Annotated in this window: 12 protein-coding genes; 3 read left to right on the top strand and 9 right to left on the bottom strand. The window is 53.1% G+C overall.

Annotated elements, in window-relative coordinates:
* Window positions 1–16: 16 nt before the first annotated feature.
* The 7 genes from WN16_RS04435 to cpxP form a co-directional block, all read right to left on the bottom strand.
* Window positions 17–1,489 carry a DASS family sodium-coupled anion symporter gene (locus WN16_RS04435; protein ID WP_044701840.1) on the bottom strand — a complete coding sequence of 491 codons (1,473 nt, stop codon included), beginning with the start codon at window positions 1,487–1,489 and terminating at the stop codon, window positions 17–19.
* 113 nt (window positions 1,490–1,602) lie between these two features.
* Window positions 1,603–2,907, bottom strand: a complete 1,305-nt coding sequence (locus WN16_RS04430; protein ID WP_003840496.1) for an SLC13 family permease — start codon at window positions 2,905–2,907, stop codon at window positions 1,603–1,605.
* Window positions 2,908–2,980: 73 nt separating this feature from the next.
* Window positions 2,981–3,730, bottom strand: a complete 750-nt coding sequence (locus WN16_RS04425; RefSeq protein ID WP_044701838.1) for a CDP-diacylglycerol diphosphatase — start codon at window positions 3,728–3,730, stop codon at window positions 2,981–2,983.
* A gap of 104 nt (window positions 3,731–3,834) precedes the next feature.
* On the bottom strand, window positions 3,835–4,824 hold the full coding sequence (gene sbp / locus WN16_RS04420) for a sulfate/thiosulfate ABC transporter substrate-binding protein Sbp (protein WP_003840489.1): 990 nt from the start codon (window positions 4,822–4,824) through the stop codon (window positions 3,835–3,837).
* Window positions 4,825–5,027: 203 nt separating this feature from the next.
* Complete coding sequence (pfkA, locus tag WN16_RS04415; RefSeq protein WP_003028778.1) at window positions 5,028–5,990, bottom strand: 6-phosphofructokinase; 963 nt, start codon at window positions 5,988–5,990, stop codon at window positions 5,028–5,030.
* Between the two features lie 183 nt (window positions 5,991–6,173).
* The gene (gene fieF, locus WN16_RS04410; protein ID WP_003028775.1) at window positions 6,174–7,076 is read right to left on the bottom strand and encodes a CDF family cation-efflux transporter FieF; all 903 of its coding nucleotides are present in this window, start codon (window positions 7,074–7,076) and stop codon (window positions 6,174–6,176) included.
* 147 nt (window positions 7,077–7,223) lie between these two features.
* Window positions 7,224–7,724, bottom strand: coding sequence for a cell-envelope stress modulator CpxP (gene cpxP / locus WN16_RS04405; protein ID WP_003028767.1), 501 nt, complete (start codon window positions 7,722–7,724; stop codon window positions 7,224–7,226).
* A 150-nt stretch (window positions 7,725–7,874) separates the two neighbouring features.
* Here cpxP and cpxR point away from each other — a divergent pair, with 150 nt between their 5' ends.
* Together cpxR and cpxA are read left to right on the top strand one after the other, a co-directional pair.
* Window positions 7,875–8,573, top strand: a complete 699-nt coding sequence (cpxR, locus tag WN16_RS04400; RefSeq protein ID WP_003028763.1) for an envelope stress response regulator transcription factor CpxR — start codon at window positions 7,875–7,877, stop codon at window positions 8,571–8,573.
* Window positions 8,570–9,943, top strand: a complete 1,374-nt coding sequence (gene cpxA / locus WN16_RS04395) for an envelope stress sensor histidine kinase CpxA (protein ID WP_003840485.1) — start codon at window positions 8,570–8,572, stop codon at window positions 9,941–9,943. Before cpxR ends, cpxA begins: the two co-directional genes overlap by 4 nt.
* Before the next feature lie 61 nt (window positions 9,944–10,004).
* On the opposite strand, the gene yiiM is transcribed toward cpxA, so the two are convergent.
* Window positions 10,005–10,679, bottom strand: a complete 675-nt coding sequence (yiiM, locus tag WN16_RS04390) for a 6-hydroxyaminopurine reductase (protein ID WP_003028749.1) — start codon at window positions 10,677–10,679, stop codon at window positions 10,005–10,007.
* Window positions 10,680–10,831: 152 nt separating this feature from the next.
* On the opposite strand from yiiM, the gene WN16_RS04385 reads away from it, so the two are divergent.
* On the top strand, window positions 10,832–11,728 hold the full coding sequence (locus tag WN16_RS04385; protein ID WP_003847870.1) for a dihydrodipicolinate synthase family protein: 897 nt from the start codon (window positions 10,832–10,834) through the stop codon (window positions 11,726–11,728).
* A gap of 41 nt (window positions 11,729–11,769) precedes the next feature.
* On the opposite strand, the gene kdgT is transcribed toward WN16_RS04385, so the two are convergent.
* Window positions 11,770–12,753, bottom strand: coding sequence for a 2-keto-3-deoxygluconate transporter (kdgT, locus tag WN16_RS04380; protein WP_003028743.1), 984 nt, complete (start codon window positions 12,751–12,753; stop codon window positions 11,770–11,772).
* Window positions 12,754–12,838 lie beyond the last annotated feature (85 nt).

The following is a 12,838-nucleotide window of genomic DNA, read 5'->3' as shown; positions in this document are numbered from 1 at the left end:
CCTCCCGCTGTATTAACTACCAGTATCCCAACCAGTGCCACCAGAAGGCGCCGGTCACACCCCAAATGGTCAGGTTGACCACACTCATCACCAGCCCCGTTTTCCACCACTCCGCCAACGTGACATAGCCCGAACCAAAGATAATAGGCGCAGTACCCGTGCCATAGTGCGTGAGCGACATCATCAAGGAGGAGGAGAAACCGAGCATTAAACCAAGCAGCGCTGGCGGCGCGCCGAGGCCTAAGCCTGCGGCGAAGAACGCAGCGAACATAGCCGTAATATGCGCAGTTGTGCTGCCGAAAAAGTAGTGCGAGTAGACGTAAAGCAGGATTAACAGCAGCGTCGCAACACTCCAGTGCACGCCAAGATGGTCGATTGCGCTACCCACGCTGGTTGCCAGCCATCCCACCAATCCCAGTTTGCTGAGAAAATCCGCCATCATCACCAGCGCGGCAAACCAGACTATCGTATCCCATGCCCCGCGGCATTTAAGAATGTCATCCCAGCTCAATACACCCGCCATCAATAGAATCGACAATCCAATTAACGCGGCGCTAGTGGGGTTTACGCTCCAGGCACTGCCCATCAGCATTGCTGGAACACCCGCCCATAGACAGAGCAGCAAAATGAACACCCCCAGGGTGATTTTCTCTGCCAAAGAAAGTGGACCCAGCGCATCCAGTTTTTGCCGCGCAAACTGCGGCGCATTTGGCGTGCGCGTGATAGCTGGCGGATAGAGCCACCAGATTACAATCGGCATAACAACCAGTGATACCAGTGCGGGAAGAAGCGCCGCAATAGCCCACATTCCCCAGGTCATGTTCAGCACGCCATCCGTCCCCTTTGTCAAAAAACTGACGATTAACGGATTAGGTGCGGTCGCGGTGATGAACATTGCCGAGCTGATCGGGTTAATGTTGTAGTTCACCAGCGCGAGATAACGGCCCGTTGAGCCATTCTCGGCATGGCCTGGCTGCGAGCCGAGGCTCTCCGCAATCGCCCGCATTACCGGGTGGATAATGCCACCACCACGCGCGGTATTGCTTGGCGTTACGGGTGCAATTAGCGTTTCCGCAAGGGTTAATGCCCACGCAATACCCAGCGTTCTTTTACCAAAGAGCGCAATAAACCCGTAGCCAATACGCGCGCCCAAGCCGGTCTTTAACAGACTTTGCGACAGCATAATGGATAAACCAATCAGCCAGATTAGCTGGTTAGAAAAACCACTCAATGCATCGTTCAATGCCGCGGAGGGTTTGCCTGGGTTAGTAACGCCTGTCATCGCCACCAGCATAATCGCCACAATCGCAATTGCACCAATGGGCATAGCTTTACCGATAATCGCGGCGATCGTACCAATAAACAGTGCCAGCAGGTGCCATGCTTGCGGGGTTACGTCAGGAGGACACGGGATAACAAACCAGATGGTCAGCGTAATCACAAGCGAGATGATGGCAGGCCAGCGGCGGATGGGGGTCAAACTGTCCATGAATCAATCCTTGAGTTTCCAGTGCGCAAATCTGCGCTCAGGCATTAACCGATATTGCCGCGCATAATACAATTCACTCACTCACAAAACATAAAATTAACATTTTGATACAGCTACAGTTTTCCCAACACCGTAAACCAGGCGTAATCCAGCGGCAGAAGAATCAAATACGTTGCCGCCGCCAGTGCGATACACAGCAGCATCCCTGCCCTTGCAGGTACTTTCCCGAGCGCCATCGCCACCACGATCGGTGAAGCCTGATACGGCAACAGTGGTGTGGAATAACCCAGCACCTGGATCATAATCACCGACAGCAGCGGGAATCCCGTCGCATCGGCAAAGCTTTGCGCCAACGTGGTATACAGCGCCGGAACACCGTTCGCCGTCATAATAAAATTAAGCGCCGTGGTAATACCGGTCAGCGCGAGGAAACTGGTAAACGGCTTTTCCGCATCCAGCGGCATCACCTGTAACAGCGCTTCGCCAACGGCGCTACCAATACCTGTCTGCGTGACGGTGATCGCCAGTCCCAGAATACCCGCCACATAAATACAAGTACGAATGTTGACCCCAGTGGAAAACTCGTCGCCATTGATAAAGCCAACCCGTGGGAGCAATGTGATAACTGCCGCCGCCAGCCCGGTCCACGCGGGGCCAATGCCGTGCCAGCTTTCGCTTACCCAAAGAAGCAACACCACCGCTAACATCCAGGCCAGACGTTTTTCATCTCCACTCATCGGTTCCGACGGCGTGAGATCGCGTGGCGCATGGGGCTTGCCAGGGAACAGCCAGCAGATAAGCACGATGAGAACCGCGCCTTTAAGCCAACCCAGAACCGGCGTATGCAGCAGCAAATAGGGAAGATAATTGAGGTGGATGCCGTAAGAGCCTTCCGCCGCGCCGCTCATCACCAGATTCGGTACGTTTGCGGGTAAAATCGTCGCAGAAAGCTGGAATGTCCCAAACCCAACGGCCAGTGCCAGACCATACCAGGCGCGCGTACCATCGTTAATTCCAGCTCGTTTCGCCATCGCTGCGACAATCGGCATCAGCAGCGCAATGCGGCCCATGTTGGATGGCATTACAAACGCCAGCGCGTAACTCAACAGCACCACGCTCGCCACCATTAACGGCCAGGAGTCGGTCAACCGTGATGACAGCGCCCTCGCCGCCCTGTCCGCCAGTCCCGTTTTACGAATCGCGATACCCAGCACAAAGCCGCTAAACACCAACCAGAATGCGGAGGACGCAAAGCCGCCAAAGATCACATCCGGTGGCGCGATTTTGGCGACCATCGCCACGGCAAAGAACAGCAGCGCCGTTATAAACTCCGGCAGCAGCGACGTAGCCCAGAGCAGAATGGTGATGCCAACCACCAGAGAGGGGATAAACAGAGGGTGTGTAAGCCAGAGCGACATGCCTGTCTCCTGTTGTTTTTTTCAACAAGAATACGGGGACAGGCATGCGGAGTAAACGCCAGATTAGGTGGGGTTAACGCAGAATATCACATTGATGATCCTGAATTTCCTCAGCGGAGGCGAGATTCAGCGCCAGCAGATTGCGCTGAGTAGCCAGCAGAACAAAGGATTCATCGCTCTGACGCACCATCGCCAACGCATAGCTGCCCATATGCTCACGTGCATCCGGCACCTCTTCTGCCAGCATCATAAATGGGCTGCGTTGTGCCAGTTCATTTTCCGTGACGCGACGCGCCAGATATTCATGACCGCGCAGCCCACCTGGTAGAGGTAGCCAGCGGGTGCTGATTTTCGCCAGGTTGTCATCCAGCTGTTTTCTGACATCGGTTCGCAGGCAGGAGATATGAATATGCAGGTGATTTTGAGTACGCCCGCTACGTGAGTTAATGGTCAGAGAGACTGCTTTGTCAGGGATTTCCTGGCCGTATTTTTGGCTCATAAAGCTACGCGCCTGCCAGGCCAGCCAGAAAAAGTTCGGCGTGCCTGATTTCAACAGCAGTGGGCTTTCCGTACCGTTAATGCGATAAGTGGGCATCAACAAATATTGCAAAGGGCCGTTACGGTCTTTGAACACCACATATCCGGCATCCAGCTTCACTTCTGCGCATGGTGCAGGATCCTGCTGCTGCAACTGGTGCGGCAAGCATTGTTGAAGGACGATCTGGCGTAATGCGTCCGGGTTGCTGGTGAATTTCCAGTACCCGATGCCTGCAGCGGCGGCGACTACAATCACCGCCAGTAAAAGATAGCCTGCTTTTTTCATTACGCGTTTCCTGTATCCCATTGAAGGGCAAGAGTAACGCAAAACCATGACAAATAAAAAACCCGGTCGCGTTAGGCCACCGGGTCGGTAAATCACAGACTTATTTAGCGTTTGCTGATCTGGTCGAACGTACCGCCATTAGAGAAGTGCTCTTTCTGCGCTTTTGTCCAGCCGCCAAACTCTTCGTCGATGGTGAACAGCTTCAGCTTCGGAAATGCATTTTCGTATTTCTTCGCAACGTCTGTATCACGTGGACGATAGTAGTTTTTCGCTGCAATTTCCTGGCCTTCCGGAGAGTAGAGATACTTCAGATAAGCTTCCGCCACCGCTTTGGTGTCTTTCTTTTCCACCACTTTATCGACCACGGAAACGGTCGGCTCCGCGAGAATAGATTCACTCGGCGTCACTATCTCGAATTTGTCTTTACCCAGCTCGTTCGTTGCCAGCAGCGCTTCGTTTTCCCAGGCGATCAGCACATCACCGATACCACGCTCAACGAAAGTATTGGTTGAGCCACGTGCACCGGAATCCAGCACTTCAACGTTTTTATACAGGGCCTTGACGAAGTCCTGCGCTTTGGCCTGATCGTTGTTGTTGTGGTGCAGGGCATAGCCCCATGCCGCCAGATAGTTCCAGCGTGCGCCGCCTGAGCTTTTCGGGTTTGGTGTAATCACTGACACGCCGGGTTTGATCAAATCGTTCCAGTCATGAATTTGTTTGGGGTTGCCTTTGCGGACCAGGAACACGATGGTGGAGGTGTAAGGCGCAGAGTTATCCGGCAAGCGCTTAATCCAGTTTTTATCAATTCGACCACGTTCAGCAATGGCATCCACGTCATATGCCAGTGCCAACGTCACCACATCGGCTTCAATACCGTTGATGACAGAGGTCGCCTGTTTACCAGAGCCGCCGTGCGACTGGCGGATCACGACGTTATCGCCCGTTTCCTGCTTCCAGTGCGCGCTGAAGGCTTTATTGTACTGCTCGTACAGTTCACGTGTTGGATCGTACGATACGTTAAGTAACTGAATATCCTTTGCCAGAACGCTGGTTGATGCCAGCAATAATGTTAACCCTACGCCCCATTTGTTCATCGCCCAGCTCTCTTATGTGATGTTGTGATGAGCAAAGCGTGCCAGAAAGGCATCCAAACATTAAAGAATAAAAAAAGATTTGCTATAACTTCGGGGAATAAATGAGGAAGGTTGTGCCGGATGACGACTTACGCCTTATCCGGCCTACAAGAGTACACGCTGTAGGCCCGGTAAGCGAAGCGCCACCGGGCAACAAAAAACAATCAGTACAGTTTTTTCGCGCAGTCCAGCCAGTCACCTTTGAACGGACGCTTCATGTTCTCGATAGCATCGATGATATCGTGGTGAACCAGTTGCTCGTTCTGAATACCGACACAGCGGCCGCCATGACCTGCCAGCAGCAGTTCAATAGCATATGCGCCCATACGGGATGCCAGAATACGATCGTAAGGAACCGGGGAACCACCACGCTGAATGTGACCCAGCACGGTCGAACGCGTTTCGCGGCCCGTTTCCTTCTCGATGTAATGCGCCAGTTCGTCAACGTCACACATGTGTTCAGTGATCGCTACAATTGCGTGTTTTTTACCTTTCGCGATGCCCGCTTTGATTTCAGCAACCAAATCGTCGCGACTGAATTCCACTTCCGGAACCACTACGAACTCACAACCACCGGCAATTGCAGCCGCCAGGGTCAGATCGCCACAGTAGCGGCCCATCACTTCAACGATGGAAATACGCTGGTGAGAAGAAGAGGTATCACGCAGACGGTCAATCGCTTCTACTACAGTACCCAGAGCGGTGAAGTAACCGATGGTGTAGTCGGTGCCCTTGATATCGTTGTCGATAGTGCCCGGCAGACCGATGCATGGGAAGCCCATTTCAGTCAGGCGTTTCGCACCCATGTAAGAACCGTCACCGCCGATAACAACCAGCGCATCAATGCCACGCTTTTTCAGGTTTTCGATAGCCACCGCACGCACGTTTTCGTCGCGGAATTCCGGGAAGCGAGCTGAACCGAGGAAAGTACCGCCACGGTTGATCATGTCGGACACGCTGTAGCGGTCAAGCTGGACCATACGGTCTTCATACAAACCCAGGTAGCCATCATGGATCCCCATGACTTCCAGCCCTTCCGTCAACGCTGCACGTACAACACCACGGATTGCTGCGTTCATGCCCGGCGCATCACCGCCGCTTGTCAACACACCGATTTTCTTAATCATGACTACCTCTGAACTTTGGAATGCAAAATGAAATCTGCTGCCGGAAGTCGATTCCGCATATCGAAACGATCCAACGAATATGCAGATAGTATAACAATCACTTCCTGCTGAATTGATTCAGGTCAGGCCAAATGGTGGTAATTTATACACAAAATGCTGGCCCGGTTCACTTTTTACAACGAATTATGAAAGCTCAAACACCTTGCCTTCCTTGGGTACGACTGAACAGGGATCCTGATGAATGATGACATCCGATCCCGGGAAACGCCGTAAAATTGCCTGCTCAACCTGTTCAGCCACTAAATGCGCCTGAACGAGCGGCAGATTATCTTCCATTTCCAAATGAATCTGAATAAAACGGGTCGGCCCTGACTGCCGCGTGCGAAGATCGTGAGCGCCGCTGACCCCAGGCCATGACGTCACGATATCAATAATTTCCTGACGTTCCTCATCGGGTAAAGCGCGATCCAGCAAAGATTGCACTGCCTCATACCCCATGCGTAATGCGCTATATAAAATATAGATGCCAATCCCGAGCGCAAACAAGGCATCCGCACGATGCCAGCCGTACCATGCCAGCCCGAGCGCAATGAGAATCGCACCGTTCATCATAACATCAGACTGATAATGAAGCATATCTGCCCGAACGGCCTGACTTTGCGTACGCTTCACTACCCAGCGCTGAAACGAGACCAGAATGATTGTACACACTAACGCAATGATGGTGACAACCACCCCAACGCCGGGATCTTTCATCGGCGTCGGTTGGATGAGATGCTGAATCCCGGTCAGGAATAAAAACAGCGCCGAACCGGAAATAAACATGCTTTGCGCCAGCGCCGCCAGTGATTCCGCTTTTCCGTGTCCGAACGTATGTTCATCATCGGCCGGTTGCAGCGAATAGCGCACCACCAACAGGTTGGTTAACGACGCCGCGATGTCCACCAGAGAATCCACCAGTGCAGCCAGAATACTGACCGATCCGGTGTACCACCACGCAAAAATTTTGATCAAAAGTAACAGCGATGCCATCACGGTCGCCGCGATTGCCGCCCGGCTCACCAGCCGCCCATAGGTATGATTCATAAACACTCCAGCCAGAATATGCCGCTAGTATAACGGATGAAGTAAAACAGTCAGGCAATAACCGAGTGACAAATTTTGGGCAAAAAAAACCCCCACATCATGTGGGGGAAGACAGGGATGGTGTCTATGGCAAGGAAAACAGGGTTACTACTGGGAACGTGAGTTGCTACTACTCAATAAATTCAACGATGAGCTTTTTTTCCAGTGCGCTACGTCGCGCAGTTGCTCCATTCGTTGTTCATGTTTCTCATTTAAAACCGCTTGCTGCTCGGGCGTTAACAGGCGATACATCTGGTTGCGGATCCTGGCTATTTCAACCTGGCGGGCAACCTGTTCTTGCGCCATTCTTTCTGCCTGAGCGCGCACTGCGCTTTCATCAAATTTCTCTGCGGTGACAAGGCGATGCATTGTCTCCATTTCGCTAACATTAACAGGAGGCTGTTCGTGTCTTGCCTGCTGCATTAAATCTCGCATCTGTTGACGTTGATGTTCGGTTAAACTGATACCGTCAAACATGTGGCTCTGAACGCTACGTTGCGATGAGCCTTCACCCAGGTGCCAGTGATCGCCTGTGACGACTTCAGCTGCATGGCTAAATGTACTAAGTGCCAGCGTTGAGGCCATGACGGCAGCGCTAACTTTGCCCATCACTTGCTCCCAAAATCTTTTCTGTCGCGATTCAACGAGAGACAGTTTACGATTCGGGCTGCAAACATGCGTCAGGGGGTGTAAAACAACGTAAAGTCATAGATTAGCGACGCCTGATGACGTAATTTCTGCCTCGGAGGTACGTAAACAATGAATAAAATCCTGTTAGTTGATGATGACCGAGAGCTGACTTCCCTGTTAAAGGAGTTGCTCGAAATGGAAGGTTTCGATGTGCTGGTTGCCTATGATGGGGAACAGGCGCTTGAGCTTCTGGATGACAGCATCGATTTACTTTTGCTCGACGTCATGATGCCGAAGAAAAACGGCATTGATACGCTGAAAGCACTTCGTCAGACACACCAGACACCCGTAATCATGCTGACCGCTCGCGGCAGCGAATTGGATCGCGTACTTGGCCTTGAGCTGGGCGCGGACGACTATTTACCCAAACCGTTTAACGACCGTGAACTGGTCGCGCGCATCCGCGCTATTCTGCGTCGCTCACACTGGAGCGAACAGCAGCAGAACAGCGATAACGGCTCGCCGACTCTGGAAGTAGATGCGTTAAGCCTTAATCCGGGTCGCCAGGAAGCCAGCTTTGACGGGCAAATTCTGGAGTTAACCGGCACCGAATTCACCCTGCTTTATTTGCTGGCACAGCATCTCGGTCAGGTGGTTTCGCGTGAGCACCTGAGCCAGGAAGTGCTGGGTAAACGCCTGACGCCTTTCGATCGCGCTATCGATATGCATATCTCGAACCTGCGTCGTAAGCTGCCAGAGCGTAAAGACGGACACCCGTGGTTTAAAACCCTGCGTGGTCGCGGCTACCTGATGGTTTCCGCTTCATGATAGGGAGCTTAACCGCGCGCATCTTTGCCATCTTCTGGTTGACGCTGGCACTGGTGTTGATGTTGGTGCTGATGTTACCCAAGCTCGACTCACGCCAGATGACCGAGCTACTGGACAGCGAGCAGCGCCAGGGGTTAATGATTGAGCAACACGTTGAAGCTGAACTGGCGAACGATCCACCCAACGATTTGATGTGGTGGCGTCGCTTGTTTCGGGCGATAGACAAGTGGGCGCCGCCAGGACAGCGGTTATTACTTGTTACGACGGAAGGACGCGTGATCGGCGCAGAACGCAATGAAATGCAGATCATTCGTAACTTTATTGGTCAGGCCGATAACGCAGACCATCCGCAAAAGAAAAAATACGGTCGCGTTGAGATGGTCGGGCCTTTCTCCGTCAGAGACGGTGAAGATAACTACCAGCTGTATCTCATTCGACCAGCCAGCAGCTCACAATCTGACTTTATCAACCTGCTGTTTGACCGACCGCTGTTATTGCTGATCGTCACCATGTTAGTCAGCTCTCCGCTATTGCTCTGGCTTGCCTGGAGTCTGGCGAAACCAGCGCGTAAGTTGAAAAACGCGGCGGATGAAGTGGCCCAGGGCAACCTGCGTCAACATCCGGAGCTGGAAGCCGGTCCGCAGGAGTTTCTGGCGGCAGGTGCCAGCTTTAACCAGATGGTGACGGCGCTGGAACGGATGATGACCACGCAGCAACGTTTGCTGTCGGACATCTCTCACGAGCTGAGAACACCGCTAACGCGTCTGCAACTGGGCACCGCTCTGCTGCGCCGTCGTAGCGGTGAGAGCAAAGAGCTGGAGCGCATTGAAACAGAAGCACACCGACTAGACAGCATGATCAACGACCTGCTGGTGATGTCGCGTAATCAGCAGAAAAACGCGCTGGTCAGTGAAACGGTGAAAGCTAATCAGCTGTGGGGCGAAGTGCTGGATAACGCCGCCTTTGAAGCTGAGCAGATGGGTAAATCGCTCACGGTGAATTTCCCGCCGGGTCCGTGGCCGCTGTACGGTAACCCAAATGCGTTGGAAAGTGCGCTGGAAAACATTGTGCGCAATGCCCTGCGCTATTCACATACGAAGATTGAAGTTGGCTTCGCGGTGGATATCGACGGGATTACCATCACCGTGGACGACGATGGCCCAGGTGTAAGCCCTGAAGACAGAGAACAGATTTTCCGTCCGTTCTATCGTACCGATGAGGCACGCGATCGCGAGTCTGGCGGAACAGGTCTGGGTCTGGCGATTGTTGAAACCGCAATCCAGCAGCATCGTGGCTGGGTGAAGGCCGAAGACAGCCCGCTGGGTGGTTTACGGCTGGTAATTTGGTTACCGTTGTATAAGCGTTCCTGAGTCTCTCTGTGTTGCCGGATGGCGGCGTAATGCCTCATCCGGCCTCCACGGACAGGGGGAATTATTTCCCCCACAAACGGCGGGAATTGTCTTCGATCTTGCCGCTTAAACGACGCTTTTGCATCGTTCTGGTCCAACTTTTTGATAACCCGGCAGCCGACAGTAAACGGTGATATTGCGAATCATCAAACGGCATATGCCAGGCGATAGCAATTGCCTCCCGCACGCTGACGTCGCTCACGCGTGACGCCAGGATCAACGGCGCGTCTGCAGATACCAGCCCTGCCGCGACGACGCTGCACAGCCAGCCCGTCTTACCTGCATCCTGCATCTGGCAGGCCATATCGCTGATGCCAAAATGGAAATTCAACTTAAAGCACGGCGAGCGCGGCTGCGTGACCTGAATCAACGCCTCTCCCCACTGGAAAATGTCACCAATATACACATTCTCTTCAGTCAGCCCCTCAGTAGAGAGGTTCTCACCAAACGCGGGCGCGACAAATAGCTCCGCCTGCTCCGGAAACGCTTGTCTCCAGTGCTGATAGTGTTCACGCGGATAGTGACACAGCGCGCGATCCGGCCCGCCATGAATTTTCGCTTCCGCCTGTTCATCTCCCGTCAGCCCCAGTTCGGTCAGCATCAGCTCACCGTCAATCTGGACTTTAGCAATCGCGCTGGGACGGCTTCCCGTGTAGTCCCGAACTTTGCCCGTAAAAACATCGACCGGATATCGCATCTGTTCCCTCTCCCGATAAATTTCCCCCATTACACCACATTTATTTTACCCCAGTCGCTCAAAATGAGAGCACGGTTCACATGAAACTTAGGGACACATGCTATCAATGTAAGCTGGTTTTGAAACATAATTTCAAATAAGGAGTCGACAACGTGACTGGTCAATCGCAATTTGCTGGCGTCTGGTGTCCTTCCATTACGCCAATGGACAATGACGGTAAGATCGATCTCAACGGTCTAAACCAGCATCTCAAACGCCTTACCGAGGCCAAAATCGATGTGATTTTGCTGATGGGCAGCATCGGGGAATTTGCTTCCTTTACGCTCGAAGAAAGGCTGTTGCTGATCCGCGAGGCCCGCGCCATGAGCTCGCTGAAGATGGTCGCCAACGTCTCATCCACCTGCCAGAATGATGTATTGTTGATGGCGCAGGAAGCGTATCGCTCAGGTTACGATGCCGTGATGATCCTGCCGCCCTACTACTACGGACAAACGGCGAAACAGCTGCTGAGCTACTTCCGTCAGTTGGGGCAGAAACTCAGCGGCAAATGGTTTGCCTATAACTTCCCGGCACGCACCGGCTGCGATTTAACCCCAGAGCTGGTTGCCTCCCTCGCCGCTGAGTTCCCGAATTTCGCTGGTATCAAAGACACCGTCGACTGCCAGTCTCATACTCGCAGTATGATTCAGACCACCCGCGCCGTGCGGGAGGATTTTGCCGTGCTGTCCGGCTACGACGAATACTATATACCCAACCTGTTGGCAGGTGGCGCAGGGATTATTTCAGGGTTGAACAACGTCATGCCGGAACTGTTTGTCAGCGCGCGGGAAGCGTTTAAACAGGGCGACCTGGCAGCGCTTCGCGATATTCAGGACCAGATTGGCACCTACATGTCCATCTATGCCATCGGCGAAGATTTTGTCACCACCATCAAAACCGTGGTATCGCGTAAGTTTGGCTATTGCTCCGGCGTGTCACGTAATGCCGGTGGAGAGTTGAACGAGAGTGAGTGTAGAACAATCGATGAGGTGTTTGTCGTCAAAGGGTAAATAATTAGGCCGGATGGTGCAGACCATCCGGCTTAAGAGACTTACTTCACGGTGCCACGAAGATCAATTTCTGCCGCCCTTGCTTTGGCCCTTTTCGACCAGATAGACGTGATAATCGGCACCAGAATGGAGGTCACAATCACCGACGTGGCGACCAGGGAAGTTGCTGCCGGTGCCATCGGTTTAAATGCCGGAACCATTTCAGCAATCAGCACAGGCGTAGCAACCGCCGCCCCCGCAGAACTGGAAGCCGCAATCCCCGCCGTACCATCGCCACCACCAATCAGTTTATCGGCGATAATCAATGGAATACCAGTGATGATAATCACTGCCACGCCCAGCAGAATACCCAGCACGCCGGTCTGAGCAATCACGCTCAAATCAATGGTGTTACCTAATGCGAAGGCAAAGAACGGGATCAGCGTCTGCACGGCCTTACTGAAGAATTCCCGCAGCTCAGGATCCAGATTACCCAGCGCAAAACCAATCAGGAACGGCAATACTGCGCCAACAAATACGTGCGGTTCAAACGACGCGATCCCGGCAGTTCCCAGAATCACCATGGTCATCAGCGGGCCAGACTCCAGCGACATCAGGACAAACGCCCCAGCCTCTTCTTTGGTGCCGTACTGCTGCATAATCGAGGCATACAACCCGCCGTTGGTCATATCCATCGCGGCCACCAGCGCCAGCGTAGACAACCCAGCGAAGAATCCGACCTCTACGCCATGTTCCGGCAGAATGCGTGAGGCAATCGCTGCAACCACCCACGCCACCAGAATCTTGGTTATGACTAACGTACCTGATTTACGCAGCACGGTGCCGGTGGCGCTTAGCTTGATCGACGCCCCCATGCAAAAGAACCAGACCGCCAGGATAGGTACCGTACCGGTGATCATACCGTTGGTAAAGGAGCCGAAGTATTTCCCGGCGCCGGGGGAAAAGGTGTGACACAACGCGCCCAGGAAAAGCGGCACCAGCATCATACCGCCTGGGATTTTCTCTATCGTACGTTTGATCTGCATTTCCATCACCTGTAGACATAAAAATGGGGCAATTTTTATGGGCGATTGCATCTTGCTTTGAGATGCGCCCGTCTTGATGAAAAGA

Source organism: Citrobacter sp. ABFQG, assembly GCF_004322975.1.
Classification (GTDB): Bacteria; Pseudomonadota; Gammaproteobacteria; order Enterobacterales; family Enterobacteriaceae; genus Citrobacter; species Citrobacter freundii.
Note: the sequence above shows the minus strand (reverse complement) of the source record. Positions and strands in the feature narration are given on the sequence as shown.